Origin of the sequence: Isoptericola chiayiensis, from assembly GCF_013149805.1 — a bacterium.
Taxonomy (GTDB): Bacteria; Actinomycetota; Actinomycetes; order Actinomycetales; family Cellulomonadaceae; genus Isoptericola; species Isoptericola chiayiensis.
Genome location: NZ_JABEZT010000001.1, coordinates 391239 through 417810, shown reverse-complemented (window position 1 = coordinate 417810; position 26572 = coordinate 391239). Strand labels below are relative to the sequence as shown.

Sequence of the window (26572 nt, the reverse complement as noted above, 5' to 3'; positions counted from 1 at the left end):
CAGGAGACCCATGCTTCCGCTCATCCCGTGGCCCACCCAGGTCACCGAGGCCGACGCCCCCGCCGTCGACCTGCCCGCCGTCCGCGTCGACGCACCCGAGCCGGCGCTCGCCGCCGTCGTCGCCGAACAGCTGACCGCCGCCGGCGTCCCGATCTCCCAGGCTGCCGACGTCGGCAGCACGCCGCGAGATCGGCAGTCCGAAGTGCCGACCTCGCCGCAGAGTGCCGACGTCGTCACTCCGGGCGGGGTCGTGACGTTCACCCTGCGGATCGACCCGGCCGCCGGACCCGACGGCTCCGACAGCCCCGAGCGATACACCCTGCGCGTCGGCGACGGCGAGATCCGGGCCACCGCCGCCGAACCCGTCGGGCTCCTGCACGCCGCGCGCACCCTGCGCCAGCTCGTGGTCCCGGCCGCCACCGACGGCGCCGGCGACGGCGCTGCCCGGGTGCCCGCCGTCGTCGTGCACGACGCCCCGCGCTACACCTGGCGCGGGCTGAGCTTCGACGTCGTGCGGCACTGGTTCGGCCCGGAGGACATCCGTGCGGTCGTGGACCTCGTCGCCGCGTTCAAGCTGCGGGTGCTGCACCTGCACCTGACCGACGACCAGGGCTGGCGCATCGAGATCCCCTCCCGCCCGGAGCTCGAGAAGGCCTCCGACAACCAGGTCGGCGGCGGCACGGCCGGCTACCTCACCGTCGACGACTACGCCGCGTTGCAGGAGTACGCCGCCGCGCGCTACGTCACGATCGTGCCGGAGTTCGACATGCCCGGGCACGTCAACGCCGCCACCCACGTCTACGGGGCGCTGACCTCGGACGGGCTCGCCACCGACGCCTACGACGGCATCGAGGTCGGGTTCTCGCGCCTGTGGTTCGACAACCCGGCCACCGAGCCGTTCCTGCGTGACGTGATCGGCGACCTGGCGCGCATGACCCACGGCGAGTGGGTGCACGTCGGCGGCGACGAGGTGCTCACCATGGACCACGGCGAGTTCGCGCAGTTCGTCGAGCTCGCCGCCCGGATCGTGCGCGAGCACGGCAAGACGCCGATCTTCTGGCAGGAGGGCGCCCGCGGCCCCGTCGAGCCCGGCACCCTGCTGCAGTACTGGGAGCCCAAGGGCGAGGAGTTCGAGCGGTTCGTCGCCGCGGCCGACGCCGGGGCACGGTTCGTCATGTCGCCCGGCAACCACGCCTACCTCGACATGAAGTACACGTCCGAGCACCCGCTCGGGCTGGAGTGGGCCGGCACCGTCGAGCTGCGCGACTCCTACGAGTGGGAGCCCACGGCCGTCATCGACGGGCTGCCGGCGTCCGCGGTCGAGGGCGTGAGCGCCGCCGTCTGGACCGAGACCCTGACGACGCGCGACGAGCTGTTCTCGATGCTGCTGCCGCGCCTCGGCGCCGTGGCGGAGGTCGCCTGGGCGGCGCCGGACGCGAAGGACTGGGAGTCGTTCCGCGGCCGCACCGCCGCCGCGGCGCCGGCCTGGAGCACCGCCGGCTGGGCGTTCCACCCCACGCCGCAGGTCGACTGGCGGTAGTCCGCCACCGCTGTGGGCGCACTCCCTGGGGTCGCAAATGCCGTTTAAACGGTCAATTCGGGCCAGGAAGTGCGCCCACAACAGGTGGGGGCGTCAGATCCAGTTCTGGAAGCGGATGACCTCGCGCCAGTAGTCGTACGGCACCTGCATCGCCGACCAGAACGGGTAGAACGCCACCGACACCAGTGCGATGGCGAGCACGATCCCCGCGATCACCGCGAGAGTGCCGCCGCGGCCCTGCCGCCAGCGCGAACGCTCGAGGGCCACCACCATCGGGTAGCACAGCGTGAGCACCACGAACGGCAGGAACACGATCGAGTAGAACGTGAAGATCGTCCGGTCGGTGTACAGGAACCAGGGCGCCCAGCCCGCGACGACGCCGGACAGCACCGCCAGAGCCCTCCAGTCGCGCAGCCAGATCCCCAGCAGGATCGTCACCACGATCGCCAGCGCCCCCAGGAACCACAGCAGCGGGTTGCCGAGCGCCGTCACCGCGACCGCACAGGCGCCGTCCGCGTCCGCCGGGCACGACCCCTCACCGGGCGAAGTGCGCTCCCAGTAGAACGAGGTCGGTCGCCACTGCACGATCCAGCCCCACGGGCTCGCCGCATAGGCGTGCTCCGAGCTCAACCCGGTGTGGAAGCTGAACATCTGCTGGTGGTAGTACCACAGCGACTCCATCCAGTCCGGGATCCACGACACCGTCTCGTCGGGGTTGTCCGCCGCCCAGTCGCGGTAGTACCCGGCCGGGTTCGACGACACGATCCACGACCACCACGACGCGACGTACGTGACCAGCGCGACCGGCACGATCTGCAGGAACGCCGGTACGCCGTCGGCCAGCACCCCGTCCTCCAGCCAGCGCCCGATCCCGGCCCGACGCCGGGCCGTCACGTCCCACAGCACCGTCAGCAGTCCGAACACGGCCACGAACCACAGGCCCGACCACTTCACGCCGCACGCCAGCCCCAGCGAGACACCGGCCGCGAGACGCCACCACCGGAAGCCCAGCCGGGGCCCGTACCGGGCGACGGAACCCCCGGCGTCCAGCACCGCACCCACGCGGGCCGCGAGGCGACGTCGGGCTTGCTCCCGGTCCAGCACCAGGCAGCCGAACGCCACCACCACCCAGAACATGAGGAACTGGTCCAGCAACGCCGTGCGCGAGTGCACGATCGCCTGCCCGTCGATCGCCAGCAGGAAGCCCGCGACCAGACCCATCGTCGTCGAGGCGAACAGCCGCCGGGCGATCCGGACCAGCAGCAGCACCGCCAGGATGCCGACGACGGCGCTCGCCAGGCGCCACGCGAACGGGTTCGTCGCACCGCCCCCGGCCTCCATGCCGAGCCAGATCATCCACTTGCCCACCGGGGGGTGCACCACGTAGGCGGCCTGGTCCAGGTAGCTGGAGACGTCGCCGGCCTCGAACGCCGCGTTCGGGTCGTCGGGCCACTGCAGCTCCACCCCCTCGGAGCCGAGGGTGTGGGCGTCCTTGACGTAGTAGGTCTCGTCGAAGACGAGCGTCTCCGGGCGGCCGAGCTGCCACAGCCGCGCCACCGCAGCCACCGCCGTCACCACCAGCGTGCCCAGCCAGCCGATCAGCCGGGCGCGGCGGCTGTCCGCCAGCGCCAGGCGGCGCTCACCCAGCAGCGCCACGAGCAGCCGCCGCTCGTGGGAGACCTCCGGCTCGTCCGGCGACCCGGTCCTCTCCGCCGGGGACGTCGCCGAGCCGCCGTCGTCGCCGTCCGACGGCGCAGCGGGCGACGCCGTCGTCGCCACCGGTGACGCCGGGCTCGCCTCGGGCGCGGTGCGGCCTGAGGACGTGTGGCCCGATGTCCCGGGTGCCGGAGACGGGACGGCCGCCGTCGTGCCCGTCGACGGACCGCCCGCACCCTCCGACCGCTTCCCCACGGCAGGGATCGAACCCGTCAGCGCCTTGATCGCACCCGTGACCACCGGGATGCCGCGCGTGTCCGTGCGCCGGTGCCCGTGGATCTCCCGCCGGGACGGGAGCTCCTGCCGAGGCCGTGGCGCGTCGGCGGTCACCTCGGGCTGATCTCCGGTGGACGTACCGTCGTCGTGGGCGCTCACGCCGGTCACTCTAAGGGGTGGGCACCGCCCGTGGGACAGTTGTCCCCATGAGTCGTGTCGCCGAGTCCGGGTCCGTCGTCCTGGCCGCCACCCCCATCGGCAACGTCGAGGACGCCTCTGCGCGGCTGCTGCGACTGCTGGCCGACGCCGACGTCGTCGCCGCCGAGGACACCCGCCGGCTGCACGCCCTCGCCGCGCGGCTCGACGTCCGCATCGGCGGACGCGTCGTGTCCTACCACGAGCACAACGAACGGGACCGCGCCGACGACCTGCTCGACGTCGTCGACGACGGCGGCACAGTCCTGGTCGTCACCGACGCCGGCATGCCCGCCGTCTCCGACCCGGGGTACCGGCTCGTCTCACGTGCCGTCGAGCGCGGCCTCCCCGTCACGAGCGCACCCGGCGCCTCGGCCGTGCTCACCGCGCTGGCGCTGTCCGGGCTGCCCACCGACCGGTTCACCTTCGACGGGTTCGTGCCCCGCAAGGCGGGCGACCGCACGCGGTGGCTGGAGGCGCTCACGGACGAGCCCCGCACGATGGTCTTCTTCGAGGCGCCGCACCGCGTCGTCGAGACCCTCGCCGCCATGGCGCAGGCGTTCGGGCCGGAGCGACCCGCCGCCGTCTGCCGCGAGCTGACCAAGCTCTACGAGGAGGTCCTGCGCGGGACCCTGGGCGAGCTGGCGGAATGGGCCGCCGAGCGGGCGGACGCCGGGGAGCCGCTGCGCGGCGAGATCTGCGTCGTCGTCGGCGGGGCGTCCGCACCCGCGGCACCGGGCGTCGAGGAGCTGGTGCCGCAGGTCCAGGAACGGGTCGCGGCGGGGGAGCGGCTCAAGACCGTCGCCGGCGAGATCGCCACCGCCACCGGGGTGTCCAAGCGCGAGCTGTACGAAGCCGTGCTGGCGGCCCGACCGACCCCTCCCGCGAGGTAGGCCACTTCTCCCCCGAGGTAGGCGAACTTTCCGCGAGGTAGGCGACGTCGGTGTCTCCGGTTCGACCTACCGGTACGTCGCGCCGCAGGTGTGCCCGGGTACCGAGGAGGCCCCGGCCTACCTCGCCGCAAGGTCGCCTACGTCGCGGACGAGTTGCCTACCTCGCCAGAAGTTTGCCTACCTCGCGGTGGAGGGGGTCAGCTCGACGCCGGCCTCGGTCAGCTCGCGGTGGGCCTGCTCGCCCTGCTCGGCCGACACGGGGGCGGTGAGGTCGGTGAGCACCCGGGTCTCGAACCCGTGCCGCTCGGCGTCGAGGGCCGTGAACTTCACGCAGTGCGACTCGGCGAGCCCGACCACGTCGACCTCGCGGACGTCCGCCTCGCGCAGCACCTGGTCGAGGGAGCGCCCGACCTCGTCCGCGCCGTCGAACCCGGAGTACCCGTGGTCGTACTGCCCCTTGCGGACGGCGACGTCGGCGGCCAGGTCGGCCAGCGCCGGGTGCAGCGCGGCGTTGGGGGACTCCGCGACGCCGTGCACCGGCCAGGAGTTCACGAAGTCGGGTTCGGAGCTGAAGTGCTCACCCGGGTCGATGTGCCAGTCCTGGGTCGTGACGACCAGCCCGTAGCGGTCGCGGTGCGCGGCGACGTACGCGGCCACGTCCTGGGCCACGCGGTTGCCGCCGTCGACCGGTAGCTCGCCGCCCTCGCAGAAGGTCGGCTGGACGTCGACGACGAGGAGTGCTCGCGTACTCATGCTTCCACTGTGCCACCAACCGCCCCCCCCAGGTGTCGATCTCGATGTACCCGTACCGAGATCGACGGACGGTAGGTCGATCTCGGTACGGGTAGGTCGATCTCGGCGGAAGAGGCAGCGGAGGGGCGAGACGCCCCGACGGCGTCACGGCCCGGACCAGTAGGATTCGGGCCATGACCCACATCCTCTCGGCCGTGGCATGGCCCTATGCCAACGGCCCGCGGCACATCGGCCACGTCGCCGGCTTCGGCGTTCCCTCCGACGTCTTCAGCCGGCACATGCGGATGGCGGGTCACGACGTGCTGATGGTCTCCGGCACGGACGAGCACGGCACCCCGATCCTGGTGCAGGCGGAGCAGGAGGGCGTCACCCCGCAGGAGCTCGCCGACCGGTACAACCGCGTCATCGTCGAGGACCTGCAGTCCCTGGGCCTGAGCTACGACCTGTTCACGCGCACCACGACGCGTAACCACTACGCCGTCGTGCAGGAGATGTTCCGCACGGTCCACCAGAACGGCTACATGGTCGAGAAGTCGACGATGGGCGCCATCTCGCCGTCCACGGGCCGCACGCTGCCCGACCGCTTCATCGAGGGCACCTGCCCCATCTGCGGCTACGACGGCGCTCGCGGCGACCAGTGCGACAACTGCGGCAACCAGCTCGACCCGATCGACCTGAAGAACCCGCGCAGCCGCATCAACGGCGAGACGCCGAAGTTCGTCGAGTCGAACCACTTCTTCCTCGACCTGCCGGCCTTCGTGGACGCGCTCGCCTCCTGGCTCGAGACCCGTCAGGGCTGGCGGCAGAACGTGCTGAACTTCAGCCGCAACCTGCTCGACGACGTCCGCCCGCGCGCCATGACGCGCGACATCGACTGGGGCATCCCCGTCCCGCTGGACGGCTGGTCCGACAACCCGAACAAGCGGCTCTACGTCTGGTTCGACGCCGTCATCGGCTACCTGTCCAGCTCGATCGAGTGGGCGCGTCGCCGCGACACCCCCGAGGCGTGGCGCGACTGGTGGACCAACCCGGACGCCCGCTCGTTCTACTTCATGGGCAAGGACAACATCACGTTCCACTCCCAGATCTGGCCGGCGGAGCTGCTCGGGTACGACGGCGGAGGTGCGCACGGGGGCGAGCCCGGCCCGTACGGCTCGCTCCAGCTCCCCACCGAGGTGGTCTCCAGCGAGTTCCTCAACGTCGAGGGGCAGAAGTTCTCCTCCTCGCGCGGCGTGGTCATCTACGTGCGCGACATGCTGGCCCGCTACCAGCCGGACGCGTTCCGCTACTACGTGGCCGCCGCCGGACCGGAGAACCAGGACGTCGACTTCACCTGGGAGAGCTTCCTGCGGCGCACCAACGACGAGCTGGTCGCCGGCTGGGGCAACCTGGTCAACCGCACGGCCTCGATGGTGCACAAGAACTTCGGCGAGATCCCCACCGCGGGCGAGCAAGCCGACGTCGACCGCGCGGTGCTCGCCACCACGGGTGAGGCGTTCGCCAAGGTCGGCTCGCTGATCGAGTCCAACCGGCAGCGGGCCGCCGTCGCCGAGGCGATGCGGGTGGTCGGCGAGGTCAACCGGTACGTCTCCGAGACCCAGCCGTGGAAGCTCAAGACCGACCCGGACCGGCTCGCCACCGTGCTGCACACCACCACCCAGGCCGTCAGCGACTGCAACACGCTGCTCGCTCCGTTCCTGCCGCACTCGGCCCAGTCGGTGCACGAGGTGCTCGGCGGCACGGGCGAGTTCGCGCCGCAGCCGGTGATCGAGGAGGTCACCGACCTCGACGACGACTCGCGCCACTACCCGGTCATCACCGGCAACCGCGACGGCGGCTACGAGTTCCCGTCGTGGGAGTCCCGCGCGGTGACCCCCGGAACCCCGATCGCCAAGCCCACGCCGGTGTTCACCAAGCTCGACGACTCGATCGTCGACGAGGAGCTGGAACGCCTGCGCGAGAAGGCCTGATGGGTCGCAGCAAGCGGGAGCGGGGTTTCCCGCCGGACCCGGAGCCCCTGCCCGTCCCGGTCGTCGACAACCACACCCACCTGGACGTCATCGACGCGGTGCTGGACGAGCGTGCCCTGCAGGGCGCACCCGTCCCGACGGTGGCGGACCACCTGGAGAGGGCTGCCGCCGTCGGTGTCGACCGGCTGGTGCAGGTCGGTTGCGAGCTGCCGACGATCGCGTGGACGGACGCCCTGCTGCGCGACCCGGCGTACGGGTCGAGCCTGCTCGGCGCCGTCGCGATCCACCCGAACGAGGCCGTGCTGCACGCGGGTGTCCGTGAGGTCGGGCCCGACGGCCTCGAGCCGGACCCGCAGCCGCACCACGCGACGTCGCTCGACGACGCGGTCGCCCGGGTGGCCGCCGTCGCCCGGGACAACCCGCGCATCCGTGCGATCGGGGAGACGGGCATGGACCTGTTCCGCACCGGACCGCGGGGCGAGGCCGCCCAGCGGGAGTCGTTCCGCGCCCATGTGGCGCTGGCCAAGGAGCTGGGGCTGGCGCTGCAGATCCACGATCGCGACGCCCACGAGCAGGTGATCGACGTCCTGCTCGGCGACGGCGCGCCGGAGCGCACGATCTTCCACTGCTACTCCGGCGACGAGCAGATGGCGGCCCTGGCGGCGGAGCACGGCTGGTACCTGTCGTTCGCCGGGCCGGTCACCTACCCGAAGAACGACCACCTGCGTGCCGCGCTGCGCACGATCCCGCTGGACCACGTGCTCGTGGAGACCGACGCGCCGTTCCTGCCGCCCCACCCGTACCGGGGCCGACCGATCGGCCCGTACGTCGTCGGGCACACCGTCCGGGCGATGGCCGAGATCCTCGACCGGCCGCTCGAGGAGGTCTGCGACACGGTGTCTGCGACGTCCGTGGAGGTCTACGGAGCGTGGTGAGCGTCTTCCGTCCGGGCCCGACCTCCACTACGGTCTGGTGACCGTGGCGACCTCTCATCGGGCACGACGGCGGGACCTGCGGCGACACCGCGCTCCGGCGTCGTACGTGGGACGGCGCGGCGCGTTGCCGCGTGCTGCGCGGATCGGCGTGCAGGGCGCGGTGGTCGGCGTGCTGGCCCTGGGCGCCGTGGGCGTCGTGGACGCCCACTCGCAGGTGACGGTGGACGTGGACGGCCAGGTCCGCACCCTCGACGGGTACGGGGACACGGTCGGTGAGGTGCTGGCGCTGCACGGCATCCACCCCGGCCCGGACGACCTCGTCCAGCCGGCGGTCGACGCCACCGCCCCGGACGACGGCGAGGTCGTGGTCCGCACCAGCAAGGACGTCACGCTCGAGATCGACGGGGAGACCGTCACCTTCCCGACGACGGCACACACGGTCGGTGAGCTGCTCGCGGCGATCGGCCCCCGCGGCGAGGGGGCCGTGACGACGTCGTCGCGCTCCGCGCCGCTCGGACGGGAACCCGTCCGCGTGTCGACGCTCAAGACGGTGCGGGTCGCCGTGGACGACGCGGTGGTGCCGCTGCGCACCACGCGGTCGACGGTCCGCGAGGTGCTGTCCGAGGTCGGCATCACCCTCGGTGCGCAGGACACGACGTCGGTGCCGCTGGGTGCGGCGGCGGTGGACGGCATGCTCGTGGTGGTCAACCGGGGGCGGACCGGGTCGGACATCGTCACCGAGGTCATGCCGTTCAAGACGGAGCGGGTCGAGTCCGACTCCCTGCCCCAGGGTCACGAGGTGGTCCAGACGCGCGGCGTGCCGGGGGAGCGGGTGACGACCTACGAGGTCCGCACGCTCGACGGTGCCGAGGTGGAGCGTGCCGTGGTGGACCGGCGTGTCACGCAGGAGCCGGTGACGGAGGTCGTGCTGGTGGGCACCCTCGACGTGTCGGACATCCAGGTCGACCCCGGCTCGGCGAAGGCGGTCGCGCGCTCGCTCGCCGCCGAACGGGGCTGGGGTGACGACCAGTTCGTGTGCCTCGACAAGCTCTGGACCAAGGAGTCGAACTGGCGCTGGAACGCCGAGAACCCGTCCTCGGGGGCGTACGGCATCCCGCAGGCGTTGCCGGGCTCCAAGATGGCGTCGGCCGGGTCCGACTGGCGGACCAACCCCACGACGCAGATCACGTGGGGTCTGGGCTACATCTCCGGGCGGTACGGCAGCCCGTGCGCCGCGTGGAATCACTCGATGTCGGTCGGCTGGTACTGAGCTCCCGACCGGGTGATCCGGTGTGACGTGCCCCTCAGAAACTGCGGGAACTTTTCTCGCATCGAGCCACTAAAGCGGACATACATACCACAACACCGCTTGGTCGAAGGTCACGATGCGGTTACGGTCGTCGGAGCCGCCGGATCGGCCGCGGCCCGACCACCCCGTCGAGGCCCGCCGTCGTGCCCGGATCTGCCGAACGACTGGACCACCCGTGAACGACTGGCCCGCCGACTCCGTCACGCCGCCCACCGCCCCCGTCCCCGTGACGGTGTCGGGCGCCACCGCGAGCGCCACGGACCCCGCCGAGGCCGCGCCGAGGCGCCGCCGCCGGTGGCCGCTCATCACGATCGCGACCGTCCTGGGCGTCGCCGTCGCCGGCGGCGTGGCCGCCGCCGTCGTGGAGCAGCTCCGCAAGGACGTCACCCTCGACGTCGACGGTGAGATGAGCACCGTGTCCACGTACGCGAGCACCGTGGACGACCTGCTGGCCGAGGAAGGGGTGCGCGTCGACGACAACGACGCCGTCACCCCGGTCGGCACGGACGAGCTGCGCGACGGTGCCGTCGTCGAGGTCCGCTACGGGCACCAGATCACCGTGGAGACCGACGGCGACTCCCGCGACGTGTGGGTCGCCGCCCTCGACGCCGACGAGGTCCTCGACCGCTTCGCCGACCGGGCCGACCAGGTGCGCCTGCTGCCGTCGCGGTCCGCGGACCGCGCCAGCCTGCCGATCCGGCTCGACGCCGAGCAGTCGGTCGTCCTCGTCGTCGGCGGCGAGCGGACGGTCGTCGACGACGGCGCCGTCTCCCTCGACGCCCTCCTCGAGGCCGAGGGCGTGACCCTCGACGAGGACGACATCGTCCACGTCGACCAGATCACGCCGGAGAACCCGGGCGACCCGACCGTCCGCGTCGTCATCCAGGTCGTCGACGTCGAGAAGGTCACCAAGACCAAGAAGGTCGGCTACGACACCGTCACCAGGACCGACCCCGACCGGTACGCCGACCAGGGCTCCTACGTGGCGACCGAGGGCAAGAAGGGCGAGCGCACCATCGTCCACCGCGTGACCCGCACCGACGGCGAGGTCACCGACCGCGAGAAGCTCTCGAACAAGGTCACGACCAAGCCCGTCGACGAGGTGATCGTCAAGGGCACCAAGGAGCGCCCGGAGCCGGAGCCGGAGCCCGAGCCGGAGAGCTCCTCGTCGTCCGGCAGCTCGTCCTCGAGCAGCTCGTCGTCCTCCTCGAGCTCGTCCTCGTCGAGCTCGGGCGGCAGCGCGCCGTCCGGCAGCGTGTGGGCCGCGCTCGCGCAGTGCGAGTCCGGCGGGAACCCGAGCACCAACACCGGGAACGGCTACTACGGGATGTACCAGTTCTCGCTGTCGACCTGGCAGTCGGTCGGCGGCAGCGGGCTGCCGTCGGACGCCTCGGCCGCCGAGCAGACCAAGCGGGCGCAGATCCTGCAGTCCCGTGCGGGATGGGGTCAGTGGCCCCACTGCGCGTCCAAGCTGGGCCTGCTCTGATCCGCCGCGGTCGCCCGGCACGTCCCGCGAGGTAGGCGACATTCCCGCGAGGTAGGCGACGCCGTTGCCTACCTCGCGGCATGTTGGTCTGCCTCGCGGTGCGCTGGTCTACCTCGCGGTGCGCCGGCCTACCTCGCGACGGCGGGGATCCGGAGCCCGGTGCGACCGAGCAGCAACCGCGGCGTGAAAGGGCTGTGAAAGCCCGGTACCGGCCGGACAGGTGTGACGTAGATCGTCTTGCACGCGATAACAGAACGGTTACGGTCGGGTGTCCTCGTCGCTCTCCCGCGGTCTGCAGGTGTAGGGCGACCCCCCTTCCGGGACCGAAGAACCCCACACGACCACAGGAGCACCATGACTTCCGAGACCCACGAGTCACGGCCGACCACGGCCGAGACCCGCGCCGTCACTCGGACGCGCCGCACCCGCCGTCGTCGCGCGGTCCTCGCCGCGTCCACGGCCGGTGCGCTGGTCCTCGGCGCCGGTTCCGCCGTCGCCGTCTCGAACGCCTACAAGACCGTCACGCTCGACATCGACGGCGAGACCCGCGACGTCGGCACGTTCGCCGGCGACGTCGAGGGTCTGCTCGCCGAGGAGGGCATCGACGTCACCGACCGTGACGTGGTGGCCCCCGCGACCGCGTCCGCACTGAACTCCGGCAGCGACGTCGTCGTGCGCACCGCCAAGCAGCTCGACATCCAGGTCGACGGCGAGGACCACTCCACGTGGGTCGCCGCCGCCGACGCCCAGGAGGCCCTGAACCTCCTCAGCCAGCGCGGCTCCGACGTCGCCCTGGTCGCCTCGCGGTCCGCCGAGCGTGCCGAGATCCCGCTCGAGCTGCACCAGGGCGAGCAGGTCGCCGTCGTGCACGACGGCGAGACCGACGTCGTCGACGGCTCCGAGGAGGTCGACGACGTCCTCGAGGCCGCCGACGTCGAGATCGACGGCGACGACCTCGTCTCCGTCACCGACGCGGCCACCGCCGGCGTGAAGGCCGAGGACCTGCCCGACGGCACCGAGGTGCCGCAGGTCGCCGCCGTCGTCGAGCGCGTCGAGGTCGAGCAGGTCACGAAGGTCAAGACCATCGAGCGCGACGTCAAGGTCAAGCAGAGCGACGACCGCTACGAGGACCTCGACCCCAAGGTCAAGAAGAAGGGCCGCGACGGCTCGCGCACCGTGGTCCGCGAGATCACCACGATCGACGGCGAGGAGGTCTCGAACGAGAAGATCACCTCGATGGTGACCACCGAGCCCCGTACCCGCGTGCTCGTCGAGGGCACCAAGGAGCGCCCCGAGCCCGAGCCCGAGCCGGAGCCCGCCACCAGCTCCTCGTCGAGCAGCAGCTCCTCGTCCGGATCCTCCGGCTCGTCCGGCACCACCTACTCCGGCTCCAACCGCTCGATCGGTCAGCAGATGGCCGCCGCCCGCGGCTGGACCGGGTCGCAGTGGACCTGCCTCGAGTCGCTGTGGACCAAGGAGTCCAACTGGTCGCACACCGTCGCCAACCCGTCCTCGGGCGCCTACGGCATCCCGCAGTCGCTGCCGGGCTCCAAGATGGCCTCGCACGGCTCGGACTGGCAGACCAACCCGGCCACGCAGATCGCCTGGGGCCTGGACTACATCGCCGGGCGCTACGGCACCCCGTGCGGCGCCTGGAGCCACTCGCAGGCGAACAACTGGTACTGAGCCGACCGGCACCGGGCCGCACGGCCCGACTGGTCCCGACACCACCGGTCGGGCGATACTGCAGCCCATGACCACCACCCCTGGCGCCCTGCTCGGCCCTGCGGAGATCCGCGAGCTGGCAGGGCGCCTCGGCGTCCGGCCCACCAAGACGCTCGGGCAGAACTTCGTGCACGACGGCGGTACGGTGCGCAAGATCGTCCGTGCGGCCGGGGTGCAGCCCGGCGACCGGGTCGTCGAGGTCGGCCCCGGGCTCGGGTCGCTGACCCTCGGGCTCCTCGAGGCCGGCGCGTCGGTGGTGGCCGTCGAGATCGACCCCGTGCTGGCCGGTCAGATCGCTGAGACCGTGCACCGGCACCTGCCGGACGCCGACTTCGAGGTGGTGACCGCCGACGCGCTGGACGTCACCGACCTGCCGGGCGCACCGCCGTCGGCCCTCGTCGCGAACCTGCCGTACAACGTGGCCGTCCCGGTGCTGCTGACCTTCCTGGAACGGTTCGACTCCCTGGAGTCGGTGCTCGTGATGGTGCAGGCCGAGGTCGCCGACCGGCTCGCGGCGCCGCCCGGGTCACGCACGTACGGCGTGCCGTCCGCCAAGGCCGCCTGGTACGGCGCCGCCCGGCGGTCGCTCAACGTGTCCCGGCACGTGTTCTGGCCCGAGCCCAACGTGGACTCGGCCCTGGTGGCGATCCGACGTCACGAGCCCCCGGCGACCACGGCGCCGCGCGAGCAGGTGTTCGCCGTCGTCGACGCCGCGTTCGCGCAGCGCCGCAAGACGCTGCGCGCCGCGCTGTCGGGCACGTTCGGCTCCGGCGCCGCCGCCGAGCAGGCCCTGGTCGCCGCGGGCGTCGACCCGCGGCTGCGTGGCGAACGTCTCTCGATCGCCGACTTCGCCCGGATCGCCGAGCACCTTCCGCCCGCTGCTGGCACGGTGGACGGGTGAGTCTCGCCGCCGCCCCCACCCCGTCCGTCCGCGTCCGCGCCCCGGGGAAGGTCAACCTGTCCCTGCACGTGGGACCGTTGGACGACGACGGCTACCACCCGCTGGTCTCCGTGTTCCAGGCCGTCTCGCTCGCCGAGGAGGTCACCGCGACCCAGGTCGGCGACGGGGCCGGGATCTCGCTGACCGTGGACGGACCGCAGGCCGACCGGGTGCCGCTGGACGCGACCAACCTCGCCTGGCGGGCCGCGGAGCTGCTCGCACGGCACGTGGGCCTGGCCCCCGACGTCGCCCTGCACCTCGCCAAGGGCGTGCCCGTCGCGGGCGGGATGGCCGGCGGCTCGGCCGACGCAGCCGCCACCCTGGTCGCCTGCGACGCCCTGTGGGGCACCGGGCTGTCCCGCCAGGACCTCGTGGCACTCGGCGGCGAGCTCGGTTCCGACGTGCCCTTCGCGCTGCACGGCCACACCGCCGTCGGCACCGGGCGGGGCCACCTGCTCACCCCGGCGATGACCCGCGGCGAGTTCCACTGGGCGTTCGCCGCGCAGGACGAGGGCCTGTCGACGCCCGCCGTCTACGGACGCTTCGACGAGCTCGTGGCCGCGGGCCGCCTCGCGCCGACCGCCGAGGTCGACGCCGACACCGCGCTGATGCAGGCCCTGCGGGCCGGCGACCCCACGGCCCTCGGTGCCGCCCTGCACAACGACCTCCAGGCAGCCGCGCTCGACCTGCGCCCCGAGCTGGAGCGGACCCTCGAGATCGCCCGCAACGGCGGCGCCCTCGGGGCCATGGTCTCCGGGTCGGGGCCGACCGTCGCCGCGCTCGCCCGGTCACGGCAGCACGCGCTCGCGATCGCGGCCACCTGGACCGCCGAGGACGCCGCCGACTCGGTGTGGTGCACGACGGCGCCCGCCGCCGGGGCCCGGGTCCTCTGACCCGCCCTCCCGCGACGTAGGCAACTCTCCCGCGAGGTAGGCAACGCCGCGCCGAGGTAGGCAACGTTCCCGTGAGGTACGCGACGGTGGGTGCCGGCCCGCACGCGGTCGTCGCACCGCGCCGCCGTCAGTGCGGCAGCGGCGCCAGCGGCGTCCCGTCCGCCGACCGCCCGACCAGGACGACCGGGCTCGCGGCCGGCCAGCCGCCGTCGTCCTCCCACGACGGCAGCACGGTCAGCCCTGGTCCGAGCCGGACGCTGCGGTCGCGCGCCTCCACCGTGACCTGCTCGACCTGCGGCGGCGCCGCCACGACCAGGTCGACCGTCATCTCCTCGGCGTCTCGGACCACCCAGTCGCCGGCGAACGGCGGCAACGCCGTGCCGTGCGGGGTGGACGTCCCTGCCCCGCGGCCCAGCGGATGGACCCACGGGGTCCCGTCACCGGGAGCGAGGACGCCCGCGCTCGCGGCCCACCACACGTCGTCCACGGAGTCGGGGTGCGTCCGGGCGGCTACGACGGCGATCGAGCGGCCGTCGTCGAGCCTCTTGGTGCCCCACACCTCGGCGTGGACGGGCTCTCCCGGGACCTGCTCGCGCGCCGCTTCCTCCGTGTCGGCCAGCGCGGACCAGGCGGACGCGGCGTGGGGGCCGGTGAGCGTCTCCCACAGGTCCGACCCGCTCGTCTCGATCGTCGTGCCCGACGACGGCCGCACCAGCCGCTCGACGTCGTCACCGGGAACTCTCGCGGCATCGAACGGCGGGCTGATGACCAGGCCGTCGTGGATCGGGCGGGCGCCGGCCCCGGTCCCGGCGGCCGCCGAGACCACCTCGAGCGTCGCGGGACCGGACGATGCCGGACCGGTGGCGTCCGAGGCGAGCAGGACGACGCCGTCCGCCGGGTGCAGTGCCGCACCGTCGAGATAAGGCGCGACGCCGTCGCCGACGATGGTGAATTCGTCGTCCCGGCCGCCGTCGTCCTCCACCTTCGCGATGAGCAGTGCCGTACGGTCCCCGGCGCGCAGCACCACGGCGCGCGCCGATTCGAGGAGCGTGGGCCGTTCGGGGACGTCGAGGGCGAGCTCGTAGCGGAGGTAAGCCATCAGGGCTTGTGCGGACACGTCGCCGGCCCACAGGACAGAGATCGGCTGCTGGTCCGACGGCGGCTCCTCGCGACCGCCGGCGGGTTCGTCCCGCCACACGTCCGCGGCGGCCTCGACCTCGCCGGCCCAGTCGCCGGAGTCGATCAGGCTGCCGCGAGCGGGGAACGCGTCGAGGGTCGAGGCCGTGACGGGTGCGTCGACGGGGTCGCCGTCCATGGCGGCCCACGCGGCACCTGCGGCGCAGAGCGCGAGGACCGCGACGGCCGTCGCCGTCAGGACGTGCCGCAGGCGGTAGCGAGGTCCGGGTGAGGCGACCGGTTCAGGCATGCTTGCGCAGCCACGCCACGGTGGGCGCGAACCGGTACGCCTGGCCGCCCTCGTGCCCGTTGTACGGGTACACGTCGATCTCTCGGTGCTCGCCGCCCCAGGCGTTGTACGCCGCGTACACCGTCGAGGGCGGGCAGATCGTGTCCATCAGGGCCGCGGAGAACAGTCCGGCGGCCCGCGCGCGGCGCGCGAACGAGACGCCGTCCAGGTAGGACAGGGTGCGCCAGACGGCGTCCTCATGGTCGCGGTGCACCGACAGGTACTGCGTGATCTCACCGTACGGATGGGAGTCGACGATCTGTACAGCACGCCGGAAGTGGCACAGGAACGGCACGTTGGGTGCGGCGGCGACGACGTCGGGCAGCAGCCCGGCCACGGCGATCGCGATGCCGCCACCCTGCGAGGTCCCGGCCACGGCCACCCGTGCGGGGTCGATCCCGTCGATCTGCCGCACGGCGTCCACGGCCCGCACCCCGTCGGTGAACACCCGTCGGTAGTAGTGCTGGGCCGGGTCGAGGATGCCGCGGGTCATGAAGCCGGGGGAGGCGGGGCCGCTGCCGACCGGGTCGGGCGTGTCGCCGCCGGACCCCCAGCCGGAGCCCTGTCCGCGGGTGTCCACGACCAGGTGGGCGAACCCGGCGGCCGCGTACCCGAGATGCTCGTGCGCCAGCCCGCGGCCCCCGCCGTACCCGAGGAACTCGACGACGGTCGGCAGAGGTCCGTCGACCTGCGCGGGCCGGACCAGCCACGCCTTGATCGGGTGCCCGCCGAACCCGGCGAACGTGACGTCGTCGACCGTGAGCGCCGTCAGCCCGGCGTCGACCCGCTCGACGCGGACGTCGTCGCCGAGGCCGCGCGCCTCGGCGATCGTCGCCCTCCAGAACTCGTCGAAGTCGTCCGGCTCGTCGACGGCGGGACGGTACTGCTCGAGCTCGGGGACGGGCAGGTCGAACTGGGCCATGCGGGAACTCCAGGGTGAGGACGGCGGCGTCGGGACGAGGTTAGCGGCCCGCGCCGTCGTCCGGCGATGCCCGCCCCCCGTCGAGCGTCCCTGGATGCACGTCATCGACGCCCCATGACGTGCATCCAGGGACGCTCGACGGTGAGGGTGGGGCGACGGGCGGCGACTACCCTTCTCGGGTGGCACATCTCCTCGGCGCGGACAGCATCTCGCTGACCATCGGCACCCGCACCCTGCTCGACGACGTCTCGCTCGGGCTCGACGACGGCGACCGGATCGGCGTCGTCGGCCCCAACGGTGCCGGCAAGTCCACGCTGCTGCGGATGCTCGCCGGCACGGCCTCGCCCGACGGCGGTCGCATCACCCGGGTCGGCGGCTCGCGGCTGGGGATGCTCGACCAGCGCGACGACGTCCCCGAGGGCGCCACCGTCCTGGACCTGGTGCACGGCGACGACGAGACCCATGAGTGGGCCTCCGACCCGCGGATCCGCGCCGTGCACGCCGGGCTGCTGGCCGACCTCGACCTCGACAAGCCGGCCACCACGCTCTCCGGTGGCCAGCGCCGTCGCGTGGCCCTGGCCCACCTGCTCGTCGAGGACCCGGACGTGCTGCTGCTCGACGAGCCGACCAACCACCTCGACGTCGAGGGTGTGGCCTGGCTCGCCGAGCACCTGCGGAACCGGTACGGCCGCCCCGGTGCGACGGGCGCCTTGGTGGTCGTCACCCACGACCGCTGGTTCCTGGACGCGGTGTGCTCGCGGATGTGGGAGGTCCGCGGTGACGGGTCCGGCGCCGTCGACGGGTACGAGGGCGGGTACGCCGCCTACATCCTGGCCCGCGCCGAACGGTCCCGGCAGGCCGCCGCCGCGGCCGAGAAGCGGAACAACCTGCTCCGCAAGGAGCTCGCCTGGCTCAAGCGCGGCGCCCCGGCCCGCACCTCCAAGCCGAAGTTCCGCGTCGAGGCGGCTCAGACCCTCATCGCCGACGAGCCGCCGCCGCGCGACCAGCTCGAGCTGACGCAGATGGCCACCAAGCGGCTCGGCAAGGACGTCCTGGACCTCGAGGACGTCACGGTGCGTGTCCCGTTGCCCGACGGCGGGGAACGCACCCTGCTCGACGACGTCACGTGGCGGCTCGGGCCCGGCGACCGGTACGGCGTCGTCGGCGTCAACGGTGCCGGCAAGACGACGCTGCTCGCCCTGCTGGCCGGACGCCGCGACCCCGAGGGCGGCCGGGTGCGTCGCGGCAAGACCGTCGAGGTCGCCGAGCTGACCCAGGAGGTCACCGAGCTCGACGAGGTCGGGCACCTCACCGCCGTGCAGGTCGTGGACCGCGAGAAGCGCACCGTCGTCGTGGACGGCAAGGAGCTCACCGCCGGCCAGCTCACCGAACGGCTCGGCTTCACCCGCGAGCGGGCGCACACGATCGTGCGGAACCTGTCCGGCGGCGAGCGGCGTCGGCTCCAGCTGCTTCGGCTACTCGTCTCGGAGCCGAACGTGCTGCTCCTCGACGAGCCGACGAACGACCTCGACACCGACACCCTGGCCGCCGTGGAGGACCTGCTCGACGGCTGGCCCGGCACGCTGATCGTGGTCTCCCACGACCGGTACCTGCTGGAGCGGGTCTGCGACCGGCAGTGGGCGCTGCTCGGCGACGGGGCGCTGAGGGACCTGCCCGGCGGCGTCGAGCAGTATCTCGACCTGCGCCGCGCTGCGACGTCCGGCGCGCCGGCGTCCGGCGGAGAGCCCACCTCTCGAGGGGCGACGTCCGCGCCGTCGGACGCCGCGACCCCCGCGCCGTCGGCCGCCGACCAGCGGCAGGCCAAGAAGACCGTCCAGCGCCTGGAGAAGCAGCTCGCACGGCTGACCGACGAGGAGGCCCGGCTGCACGAGCGGATGGCCGCCGACCCCACCGACTTCGAGGCGACCACCAAGCTGGACGCGCGCCTTCGTGAGCTCGGCGCCGAGAAGGACGAGCTGGAGATGCAGTGGCTGGAGGCCGCCGAACTCGCCGACTGAACGAGCCGGACGACGGCGGCACTCAACCTCTCGGTGCGTCCGGGCGTGTACCGGCCCTCGGCGTCCGTGAGGCCCCCGCGCGACGGCGGCCGGTCCGGGAACGCACCCCGGGCCGGCCGCCGTCGTCCCTGCTACGGCACGGTGTAGCCCGCCGCGCGGAACAGCTCGTACCACTCGGCCCGGGTCAGGGGGACGTCGGAACCCTGCGCGGCACCGGCGACGCGCTCCGGCGTCGTCGTGCCGAGGACCACCTGCATCCCGGCGGGGTGCCGGGTGATCCACGCGGTTGCGATCGCGATGGCGGGCACGTCGTACTTCGCGGCCAGCCGGTCGATGACGGCGTTGAGCTCCGGGTACTCCTCGGAGCCGAGGAACACCCCGGTGAAGAACCCGGCCTGGAACGGCGACCAGGCCTGCACGGTGATGTCGTGCAGGCGGCAGTAGTCGAGCAGCCCGCCACCGTCGCGCACGGCCGACTGGTCCAGCCCGGCCATGTTGGCCGCCACGCCCTGCGCCACGAGCGGTGCATGCGTGATCGAGAGCTGCACCTGGTTGGCCACCAGAGGCTGGCGCACCGACTTCTTCAGCAGCTCGATCTGGCCGGGCGTGTGGTTGGAGACGCCGAAGGCGCGCACCTTGCCGCTCGACTCCAGGTGGTCGAACGCGCGGGCGACCTCGTCCGGCTCCACCAGCGCGTCGGGACGGTGCAGCAGCAGCACGTCGAGGTAGTCGGTGCCCAGCGCCTCCAGAGAGCCCTCGACGGAGGACACGAGGTGGTCGTACGAGTAGTCGAAGTACGGCCCGTCCGGCACGATGCCGGCCTTCGACTGGATGGTCAGCTCCTCGCGCTGCGACGACGTGAGCTGCATGGCCTCGGCGAACCGGCGCTCGCAGCCGTGCAGCTCCTCGCCGTAGACGTCGGCGTGGTCGACGAAGTCGATGCCGGCGTCGCGGGCGGTGCGCACCAGGGTGCGCACGGCGTCGTCGTCCATCTGCGCGATGCGCATCAGGCCGAGGACGACGTTGGGGACCTGGCGGCCCGTGGTGCCCAGGGGGACGGTCTTCATGGATCTCCTCGGTGTGGTGCGGTGGGTCAGGAGGCCGAGAGCTCGGCGAGCTCGTCGGCGGTGAGGTCCAGGTCGACGGCGCGGACGGAGTCCTGGATGCTCGCGGGCCGCGAGGACCCGGGGATGGGCACGACGACGGGTGCGAGCGCGAGCTCCCAGGCGAGCGTGACCTGCTGGGGGCTGACGCCGCGGCTCTCGGCGACGCGGCCGAACGCCGCGTGGGCCGTGCCGACCTCACTTGCCCGGGCGATGCCTCCGAGCGGCGACCAGGGCAGGAACGCGATGCCGAGCTCGGCGCAGTGCTGCAGCTCGCCCAGGCTGGAACGGAAGGCGGGCGAGAACTGGTTCTGCACGGAGGCGAGGCGTCCGCCGAGCACCTCGTTCGCCTCGTCGATCTGGGCGACGTCCGCGTTGGAGATGCCGGCCTGCTGGATGACGCCCTCGTCGAGGAGCTCGACCAGCGCGCCGATGGACTCGGCGTAGGGCACGGACGGGTCGGGGCGGTGGAACTGGTAGAGGCCGATCGCGTCGACGCCGAGGCGCTGGGCGGAGGCCTTGGCCGCGGCCTTGAGGTGCTCGGGACGGCCGTCCTTCGTCCAGGACCCGTCGCCTGGGCGCAGGTGCCCGCCCTTGGTCGCGACGAGCACGGCGGAGGGGTCGCCGCCCCAGCTGCGCAGGGCCTCGGCGACGAGCTCCTCGTTGTGGCCGACCTCGCCGGCGTCGCGGTGGTAGGCGTCGGCGGTGTCGATGAGCGTGACGCCCGCGTCGAGGGCGGCGTGGACGGTGGCGATCGCGCGGTCGCGGTCGGGGCGTCCCTCGATGGACAGCGGCATCCCGCCGAGACCGACGGCGCTGACAGTGTGGTGTCCGATGGTGCGAGATTCCACGGTTCTCCTCGTCTCGACGACCTTGTGGTGACTGCGGGTTCGACGATAGGAAGGAACCGGTGATGAGTCCAACAACTTGAACTCATCGGATTCAGCAACGGGAGTGATCGATGGAGCTGCGGCAGATGGAGTACCTGGTGGCGGTGGCCGAGGAAGGCCACTTCACCCGCGCGGCCGCGCTGTGCGGGGTGACCCAGTCCGGGCTGTCCGCCGCCATCCGCAACCTGGAGAAGGAGCTGGGCGCGTCGCTGTTCGCCCGCACCACGCGACAGGTGGCGCTGACGGACGCCGGCCGCGCGCTGCTGCCGTTCGCCCGGCGCATGCTCGCCCAGGCGTCCGCGGGCCGCGACGCCGTCGCGCGAGCGAGCCAGCAGCTCTCCGGCCGGCTGCGGCTCGGGTCCGAGCAGTGCCTCGGTGTGGTCGACGTCGGCCCGCTGCTGGAGCGCTTCCGGCTGCGGTACCCGCTCGTCGACGTCCAGTTCACCCAGGCGGGGTCCGCCGAGCTCGCCGCGCAGGTGCGCGGCGGGGAGCTCGACGTCGCGTTCCTCGCCACCACGCAGCATCTCGGCTCGCTGCGGAGGCTCGAGCTCGGCCGCCGGCCCGTGGTCGGCCTGGTGCACCCCACCGACGACCTGGCCCGCTCCGACCAGGTCACGTGGGAGGACCTGGCCGTCCGCGACTTCGTGGACTTCCGGGAGCCCTGGGCCATCCGGCAGCTCGTGGACGCGGCGTTCGCCGACCGCCACCTCGAGCGCCGGGTGCGGATGAGCGTCGACGACGTCCACACGCTGCTCGACTTCGTCCAGCGCGGCCTGGGGGTCGCCGTCGTGCCGCAGCACGTGGCCGCCAAGCCGCAGGCCGCCGGCCTGGTGACCCTCGAGCTGCCTGCCGGGACCACCCCGCAGTGGGTCGTCTCGGCGGTCTCGGGGCCGACGGCGGAACCGACCGCCACGCGCCTGCTCGAGCTGCTCGGGGAGGCCAACCTCGCCGTCGCCCAGCCGGCCTGACCGGACGTCAGCGGCCCCGATCGCCCGCCGCGACCCACAGCGCCGCCGCCATCGCCACCACCAGCCCGACGATCACGCCGAGCGACGCCGTCCACGAGCCGGTGGCCTCGTGCAACGCACCCAGCAGCGTCGGGGCCAGCGCTCCGCAGGCGTAGCCGCCCGTCTGCACGACGGCGGAGGTCCGGCGGGCGGCAGCCACGGACGGCGAGCGTCGCGCGATGAGGGTGAAGATCACGGTGAACACGCCGCCCTGTGCGGCGCCCGCCAGGCACACCCCGACCCACCAGGCCTGCGGCGCCACGAGCAGGAGCACCGGCAGGCTCATCCAGAACGTGCACAGCACGGTCGCGACGGTCCGCTCGGACAGGCGTCCGCGCAGACCCAGCGGCACCAGGAACGCGCCCGCCACGGCGGCGAGCTGGAACGGGGCGGCTGCACCCCCGGCGGCCGCGGCGTCGAACCCGATCCGGTCGGCCAGGATCGACGGCAGCCAGGTCGACATCGCGTAGTAGCCGGACGTCTGCCCGGCGAACGCCACCATGAGCAGGACGGCCAGGCCGCGCTGCACCGTCGCGTCCGCCGCCTGCGGCGTGGTGCCCGACGGCGGTGCTCCGGCGTGCCGGGCGGCCAGCGTGCGGCCGGCGGGAACCCAGGCGACCAGTGCTGCGACCGCCAGCACGCCCCAGCCCGCCAGGGCCCACTGCCATCCGAACGCGGCGGCGAGCGGTGCGGTGAAGAGGGTCGTGACGGTGGACCCGGCGTTCATCGTCGCCGTGTAGGCGCCGGTCACCCCGGCGGCGCGGCGTCGGAAGTCGCGGGTGATGATCACCGGGACGGCGACGTTGCCGAGGGTGATGCCGACGCCGAGCACCGCGGTGCCGGCCAGTGCTGTCGTGACCGAGCCACCGGAGCGCAGCAGGGTGCCGCCGAGCACGGCGACCAGCGCGAGGACGAGGGCGCGTTCCGGACCCCAGCGACCCACCAGGGCCGCAGCGGCCGGTGTGCACAGCGCGAAGGACAGCACGGGGATGGAGGTCAGCAGGCCGACGCCCGCCGAGGTCATCCCCAGTCCGGTGGCGACGTCGTCCACCACCGGTGCCAGCGCGGTCAGCGGGGCGCGCAGGTTGACCGACACCAGCAGCAGGGCCGCGAGGACGAGTCCGCCGGCACCCGCGGCGAGCGCCGCACCCGGGCGGGTGCCGCCGTCGGACCCGGAGCCGCCGGACCCGGAGCCGTCGGACCCGGAGCCGCCGGGGCCGGACGCCGACCGGTCGGCCGGGGTGCCGCCGTCGTCGGCGCTACTCATCGAACTGGGCGCCGAGGGTCCTCAGGAGGGCGGCGAGCCGCGGACGTTCCGCGGCGGGCAGGGCGTCGAGGACCTGGGCCTCGACGTCGAGCAGGTCGCTCATCGCGGCGTCGACGCGGGCGCGGCCGGCGGCGGTGAGGTGGACGAGGACGCCGCGGCGGTCGTCGGGGGAGCGGTGCCGTTCGACGAGGCCGCGCTGCTCGAGCCGGTCGATGCGGTTGGTCATGGTGCCGCTGGTGACGAGGGTCTGCGCGACGAGGCGGCCGGGGGAGAGGCGGTACGGCTCGCCGGCGCGGCGGAGGGCCGAGAGTACGTCGAACTCCCACGTCTCGAGGTGGTGCCGCTCGAACGCGATGCGGCGCGCCCGGTCGAGGTGGCGGGCGAGGCGGCTGACGCGGGAGAAGACGGTCAGCGGCTCGACGTCCAGGTCGGGACGTTCGCGCTGCCAGGCGGCGACGATGCGGTCGACCTCGTCGCCGGCGTGCTGCGTGCTGTCCATCCGTCCAGCCTAGCGCCGGTGTCTCGACGTCAAGAATCTTGACGCGCCGTCCGCGCTGTGGGCATGAAATCTGCGGGTCCGGACCGCTGCGGACCTGCAGATTCCATGCCCACAGCGACCGGGGTCGACGTGCCGGGCCCGTGGTAGGCCGTGGCAGGACCGTGCCCTCGAGGTCAGCGGCCGATCAGACCCGGCTTGCGCTCCATGCCCGCCAGGCCGTTCCACGCCAGGTTGACCAGGTGCGCGGCGACGTCGGCCTTCTTGGGGCGGCGGGCGTCCAGCCAGTACTGGCCGGTCAGGGCCACCATGCCGACCAGCATCTGCGCGTACAGCGGGGCGATCTTGGGGTCCAGGCCGTTGCTGCGGAACTCGTCGGCCAGGATGTGCTCCACCTGGGTGGCGACGTCGCCGATCAACGAGGAGAACGTGCCCGTGGCCTGGGCGACGGGGGAGTCGCGCACGAGGATGCGGAACCCGTCCTCCGAGGACTCGATGTAGCCGAGCAGCGCCAGCGCCGTGCGCTCCACCATCACCTTCGGGTGCCCGCCCTCGGCCAGCGCACCCGTCAGCGCACCGGTCAGGGACTGGACCTCACGGTCCACGATGACCGCGTAGATGCCCTCCTTGCCGCCGAAGTGCTCGTACACCACCGGCTTCGACACGCCCGCCGTCGAGGCGATCTCCTCCACGCTCGTGCCGTCGAAGCCCTTCGTCGCGAACAGGCCGCGGCTTACCGCCAGGAGCTGCTCGCGGCGCTGGCTCGCCGTCATGCGGGCGCGCGGGGCGCGCTTGGCGTCGCGAGGTTCGGCAGGCATGCGTCCATTGTGCCGGGTGTGTCCACCGCGGGATGTGGTCCGCCCCACGACGCAGGCCGCCGCCGAGGCGTGGATCCGGTCCGACCCACTGCCGACGACCTGGCAGACTGAGGACCGACGAGCGACGGCAGGCCCGGGCCCGCACGCCGGAGGGTCACCGTCGTCGTCCGGTCCGCCTTGGTGTAATCGGCAGCACAAGGGTTTTTGGTGCCCTTGGTCCAGGTTCGAATCCTGGGGGCGGAGCCCGCGCGAGACCCCGACAGAGACGGAGCACCGGTGGTAGCCACGGCCCCTCACGGCGAGACGACCGCAGACCAGACGCCCGCACCGCAGCAGACGCCACGGCCCGCCGCCGTCGTCGTCCTCGCCGCCGGCCAGGGCACCCGGATGAAGTCCGCGACGCCCAAGGTGCTGCACGCCCTCGGCGGGCGCACGATGCTCGGCCACGCCATGACCGCCGCCGGCGAGCTCGCCCCCGAGCACCTCGCCGTCGTCGTGCGGCACGAGCGCGAGCAGGTCGCCGCCGCCGCGCTCGACCTCGACGCCGGTGCCCTCGTCGTCGACCAGGACGAGATCCCCGGCACCGGACGGGCCGTGCAGTGCGCCCTCGACGCCCTCGACGCCCGCGTGCACGCCACCCGTGCCGCGACGCTCGCGCAGAGCGACACGGTGCACGACGACGAGGACGGCGAGCACCCCCTCGGCGACGGCGTCGACGGCGCCGTCGTCGTCCTGGCCGGGGACATCCCGCTGCTCGACGGCGCCACCCTCGCCGAGCTGCTCGCCGCCCACCACGCCGACGGCAACGCCGTGACGATCCTGACCACCGAGCTCGACGACGCCACCGGCTACGGCCGCATCGTGCGCGAGAGCGGCACCGGCGACGTCACCGCCATCGTCGAGCACAAGGACGCCACCGCCGCACAGCGCGAGATCCGCGAGATCAACTCCTCCGTCTACGTGTTCGACGCCGCCGTGCTGCGCCGCGGGCTCGGCGGGCTCGGCAGCGACAACGCCCAGGGCGAGGTGTACCTGACCGACGTCGTCGCCTCCGCCCGTGCCGAGGGCGGGGCCGTGCGGGCCCTGCTGTCCGACGACCCGATGCTCGTCGAGGGCGTCAACGACCGGCTCGCGCTGGCCACCCTCGGCGCCGAGCTCAACCGCCGCACCCTCGAGCGCTGGATGCGCGACGGCGTCACCGTCGTCGACCCCGCCACCACCTGGGTCGACGCCGACGTCGAGCTCGCGCCCGACGTCACGCTCCTGCCCGGCACCCAGCTGCACGGCGCCACCACCGTCGCCGCCGGCGCCACCGTCGGCCCGGACACCACGCTGACCGACGTCGAGATCGGCGCCGGGGCCACCGTCGTGCGCACCCACGGCTCGCTGTCCGTCATCGGCGAGGGCGCCTCCGTCGGGCCGTTCGCCTACCTGCGCCCCGGCACGGTGCTCGGGACGAAGGGCAAGATCGGCACGTTCGTCGAGACCAAGAACGCCGAGATCGGCGCCGGGTCCAAGGTGCCGCACCTGTCCTACGTCGGCGACGCCGTCATCGGCGAGCAGTCCAACATCGGCGCCGCGTCCGTCACCGTCAACTACGACGGCGTCGCCAAGCACCGCACCGTCATCGGCTCGCACGCCCGCACCGGCGCCGACAACATGTTCGTCGCCCCCGTCACCGTCGGTGACGGCGCCTACACCGCGGCCGGCAGCATCATCACGCGCGACGTGCCCGCCGGGTCGCTCGGCGTCAGCCGCGCCCAGCAGAAGAACATCGACGGATGGGTCGAGAGCCGCCGCCCCGGCACCCCCGCCGCCGAGGCCGCGGCGCGCACCCGCGACGCCGCCGGCGACGACGCCACGCTCGCCCCGCAGGCGAAGCGTGAGCTCGCCGAGCACAATGCCCTGAACGGGGCGAACCCCTCGACGGACGACGACGGCGACGCCTCCGCGTCGACCGGATCCGCCTGAAGTCCTGCCCGACGTCCCGCCCGATGGCCGCCTGACCCTCGCCC

Annotated in this window: 21 protein-coding genes and 1 tRNA gene; 13 read left to right on the top strand and 9 right to left on the bottom strand. The window is 73.1% G+C overall.

The window, feature by feature from the left end; translation table 11 throughout:
- Positions 1–10 precede the first annotated feature (10 nt).
- Positions 11–1540, top strand: coding sequence for a family 20 glycosylhydrolase (locus HDG68_RS01745; RefSeq protein ID WP_172148673.1), 1530 nt, complete (start codon positions 11–13; stop codon positions 1538–1540).
- 93 nt (positions 1541–1633) lie between these two features.
- On the opposite strand, the gene HDG68_RS01740 is transcribed toward HDG68_RS01745, so the two are convergent.
- Positions 1634–3631 (bottom strand): phospholipid carrier-dependent glycosyltransferase, encoded by a 1998-nt coding sequence (locus tag HDG68_RS01740; RefSeq protein ID WP_343037371.1) that lies wholly within the window; start codon positions 3629–3631, stop codon positions 1634–1636.
- Positions 3632–3678: 47 nt separating this feature from the next.
- Here HDG68_RS01740 and rsmI point away from each other — a divergent pair, with 47 nt between their 5' ends.
- The gene (gene rsmI / locus HDG68_RS01735; protein ID WP_172148671.1) at positions 3679–4560 is read left to right on the top strand and encodes a 16S rRNA (cytidine(1402)-2'-O)-methyltransferase; all 882 of its coding nucleotides are present in this window, start codon (positions 3679–3681) and stop codon (positions 4558–4560) included.
- 177 nt (positions 4561–4737) lie between these two features.
- Here the strand turns inward: rsmI and HDG68_RS01730 are convergent, their stop codons facing one another.
- Entirely contained in the window at positions 4738–5313 is a 576-nt protein-coding gene (locus tag HDG68_RS01730; RefSeq protein ID WP_172148669.1) for an isochorismatase family protein, read from the bottom strand.
- Positions 5314–5486: 173 nt separating this feature from the next.
- Between HDG68_RS01730 and metG the strand changes: the two genes are divergently transcribed.
- From metG to HDG68_RS01695, 7 genes are all read left to right on the top strand, one after another.
- Positions 5487–7283, top strand: coding sequence for a methionine--tRNA ligase (gene metG, locus HDG68_RS01725; RefSeq protein ID WP_172148667.1), 1797 nt, complete (start codon positions 5487–5489; stop codon positions 7281–7283).
- Positions 7283–8218, top strand: coding sequence for a TatD family hydrolase (locus HDG68_RS01720; protein WP_172148665.1), 936 nt, complete (start codon positions 7283–7285; stop codon positions 8216–8218). The genes metG and HDG68_RS01720 overlap by 1 nt, the downstream gene beginning before the upstream one ends.
- Before the next feature lie 43 nt (positions 8219–8261).
- Positions 8262–9488, top strand: a complete 1227-nt coding sequence (locus tag HDG68_RS01715) for a resuscitation-promoting factor (RefSeq protein ID WP_343037370.1) — start codon at positions 8262–8264, stop codon at positions 9486–9488.
- A 214-nt stretch (positions 9489–9702) separates the two neighbouring features.
- Complete coding sequence (locus HDG68_RS17290) at positions 9703–11013, top strand: resuscitation-promoting factor (RefSeq protein WP_343037369.1); 1311 nt, start codon at positions 9703–9705, stop codon at positions 11011–11013.
- A gap of 354 nt (positions 11014–11367) precedes the next feature.
- Complete coding sequence (locus tag HDG68_RS01705; RefSeq protein ID WP_172148661.1) at positions 11368–12699, top strand: resuscitation-promoting factor; 1332 nt, start codon at positions 11368–11370, stop codon at positions 12697–12699.
- A 67-nt stretch (positions 12700–12766) separates the two neighbouring features.
- The gene (gene rsmA, locus HDG68_RS01700) at positions 12767–13639 is read left to right on the top strand and encodes a 16S rRNA (adenine(1518)-N(6)/adenine(1519)-N(6))-dimethyltransferase RsmA (RefSeq protein ID WP_172148659.1); all 873 of its coding nucleotides are present in this window, start codon (positions 12767–12769) and stop codon (positions 13637–13639) included.
- Positions 13636–14571, top strand: coding sequence for a 4-(cytidine 5'-diphospho)-2-C-methyl-D-erythritol kinase (locus HDG68_RS01695; RefSeq protein WP_172148657.1), 936 nt, complete (start codon positions 13636–13638; stop codon positions 14569–14571). The genes rsmA and HDG68_RS01695 overlap by 4 nt, the downstream gene beginning before the upstream one ends.
- Positions 14572–14698: 127 nt before the next feature.
- Here HDG68_RS01695 and HDG68_RS01690 read toward each other — a convergent pair whose 3' ends face one another.
- Both HDG68_RS01690 and HDG68_RS01685 read right to left on the bottom strand, forming a co-directional pair.
- The gene (locus HDG68_RS01690; RefSeq protein ID WP_172148655.1) at positions 14699–15997 is read right to left on the bottom strand and encodes a hypothetical protein; all 1299 of its coding nucleotides are present in this window, start codon (positions 15995–15997) and stop codon (positions 14699–14701) included.
- Entirely contained in the window at positions 15990–16958 is a 969-nt protein-coding gene (locus HDG68_RS01685; protein WP_172148654.1) for an acetylxylan esterase, read from the bottom strand. Before HDG68_RS01685 ends, HDG68_RS01690 begins: the two co-directional genes overlap by 8 nt.
- 179 nt (positions 16959–17137) lie before the next feature.
- Between HDG68_RS01685 and HDG68_RS01680 the strand changes: the two genes are divergently transcribed.
- On the top strand, positions 17138–18976 hold the full coding sequence (locus HDG68_RS01680) for an ATP-binding cassette domain-containing protein (RefSeq protein ID WP_172148653.1): 1839 nt from the start codon (positions 17138–17140) through the stop codon (positions 18974–18976).
- Positions 18977–19107: 131 nt separating this feature from the next.
- Here the strand turns inward: HDG68_RS01680 and HDG68_RS01675 are convergent, their stop codons facing one another.
- Both HDG68_RS01675 and HDG68_RS01670 read right to left on the bottom strand, forming a co-directional pair.
- Complete coding sequence (locus HDG68_RS01675; RefSeq protein WP_172148652.1) at positions 19108–20043, bottom strand: aldo/keto reductase; 936 nt, start codon at positions 20041–20043, stop codon at positions 19108–19110.
- Positions 20044–20069: 26 nt separating this feature from the next.
- Positions 20070–20930: an aldo/keto reductase gene (locus HDG68_RS01670; RefSeq protein WP_172148651.1), complete on the bottom strand. Its 861-nt coding sequence runs from the start codon at positions 20928–20930 to the stop codon at positions 20070–20072.
- A 110-nt stretch (positions 20931–21040) separates the two neighbouring features.
- Between HDG68_RS01670 and HDG68_RS01665 the strand changes: the two genes are divergently transcribed.
- Positions 21041–21937 carry a LysR family transcriptional regulator gene (locus tag HDG68_RS01665; protein WP_172148650.1) on the top strand — a complete coding sequence of 299 codons (897 nt, stop codon included), beginning with the start codon at positions 21041–21043 and terminating at the stop codon, positions 21935–21937.
- 7 nt (positions 21938–21944) lie between these two features.
- Here the strand turns inward: HDG68_RS01665 and HDG68_RS01660 are convergent, their stop codons facing one another.
- From HDG68_RS01660 to HDG68_RS01650, 3 genes are all read right to left on the bottom strand, one after another.
- Entirely contained in the window at positions 21945–23243 is a 1299-nt protein-coding gene (locus HDG68_RS01660) for an MFS transporter (RefSeq protein ID WP_172148649.1), read from the bottom strand.
- Positions 23236–23742, bottom strand: a complete 507-nt coding sequence (locus tag HDG68_RS01655; protein ID WP_172148648.1) for a MarR family winged helix-turn-helix transcriptional regulator — start codon at positions 23740–23742, stop codon at positions 23236–23238. The genes HDG68_RS01660 and HDG68_RS01655 overlap by 8 nt, the downstream gene beginning before the upstream one ends.
- 173 nt (positions 23743–23915) lie before the next feature.
- Positions 23916–24512, bottom strand: coding sequence for a TetR/AcrR family transcriptional regulator (locus HDG68_RS01650; protein ID WP_172149110.1), 597 nt, complete (start codon positions 24510–24512; stop codon positions 23916–23918).
- A 216-nt stretch (positions 24513–24728) separates the two neighbouring features.
- On the opposite strand from HDG68_RS01650, the gene HDG68_RS01645 reads away from it, so the two are divergent.
- Positions 24729–24800, top strand: a tRNA-Gln gene (locus tag HDG68_RS01645).
- A 144-nt stretch (positions 24801–24944) separates the two neighbouring features.
- On the top strand, positions 24945–26528 hold the full coding sequence (glmU, locus tag HDG68_RS01640; RefSeq protein ID WP_246253502.1) for a bifunctional UDP-N-acetylglucosamine diphosphorylase/glucosamine-1-phosphate N-acetyltransferase GlmU: 1584 nt from the start codon (positions 24945–24947) through the stop codon (positions 26526–26528).
- Positions 26529–26572 lie beyond the last annotated feature (44 nt).

What these genes read in the sequence shown, in the direction of transcription:
- HDG68_RS01745 (WP_172148673.1), top strand. Translation starts at nt 11, where the DNA reads ATGCTTCCGCTCATCCCGTGGCCCACCCAGGTCACCGAGGCCGACGCC.
- rsmI (WP_172148671.1), top strand. Translation starts at nt 3,679, where the DNA reads ATGAGTCGTGTCGCCGAGTCCGGGTCCGTCGTCCTGGCCGCCACCCCC.
- HDG68_RS01730 (WP_172148669.1), bottom strand. Translation starts at nt 5,313, where the DNA reads ATGAGTACGCGAGCACTCCTCGTCGTCGACGTCCAGCCGACCTTCTGC.
- metG (WP_172148667.1), top strand. Translation starts at nt 5,487, where the DNA reads ATGACCCACATCCTCTCGGCCGTGGCATGGCCCTATGCCAACGGCCCG.
- HDG68_RS01720 (WP_172148665.1), top strand. Translation starts at nt 7,283, where the DNA reads ATGGGTCGCAGCAAGCGGGAGCGGGGTTTCCCGCCGGACCCGGAGCCC.
- HDG68_RS01705 (WP_172148661.1), top strand. Translation starts at nt 11,368, where the DNA reads ATGACTTCCGAGACCCACGAGTCACGGCCGACCACGGCCGAGACCCGC.
- rsmA (WP_172148659.1), top strand. Translation starts at nt 12,767, where the DNA reads ATGACCACCACCCCTGGCGCCCTGCTCGGCCCTGCGGAGATCCGCGAG.
- HDG68_RS01690 (WP_172148655.1), bottom strand. Translation starts at nt 15,997, where the DNA reads ATGCCTGAACCGGTCGCCTCACCCGGACCTCGCTACCGCCTGCGGCAC.
- HDG68_RS01685 (WP_172148654.1), bottom strand. Translation starts at nt 16,958, where the DNA reads ATGGCCCAGTTCGACCTGCCCGTCCCCGAGCTCGAGCAGTACCGTCCC.
- HDG68_RS01675 (WP_172148652.1), bottom strand. Translation starts at nt 20,043, where the DNA reads ATGAAGACCGTCCCCCTGGGCACCACGGGCCGCCAGGTCCCCAACGTC.
- HDG68_RS01665 (WP_172148650.1), top strand. Translation starts at nt 21,041, where the DNA reads ATGGAGCTGCGGCAGATGGAGTACCTGGTGGCGGTGGCCGAGGAAGGC.
- HDG68_RS01660 (WP_172148649.1), bottom strand. Translation starts at nt 23,243, where the DNA reads ATGAGTAGCGCCGACGACGGCGGCACCCCGGCCGACCGGTCGGCGTCC.
- HDG68_RS01655 (WP_172148648.1), bottom strand. Translation starts at nt 23,742, where the DNA reads ATGGACAGCACGCAGCACGCCGGCGACGAGGTCGACCGCATCGTCGCC.
- HDG68_RS01650 (WP_172149110.1), bottom strand. Translation starts at nt 24,512, where the DNA reads ATGACGGCGAGCCAGCGCCGCGAGCAGCTCCTGGCGGTAAGCCGCGGC.
- glmU (WP_246253502.1), top strand. Translation starts at nt 24,945, where the DNA reads ATGAAGTCCGCGACGCCCAAGGTGCTGCACGCCCTCGGCGGGCGCACG.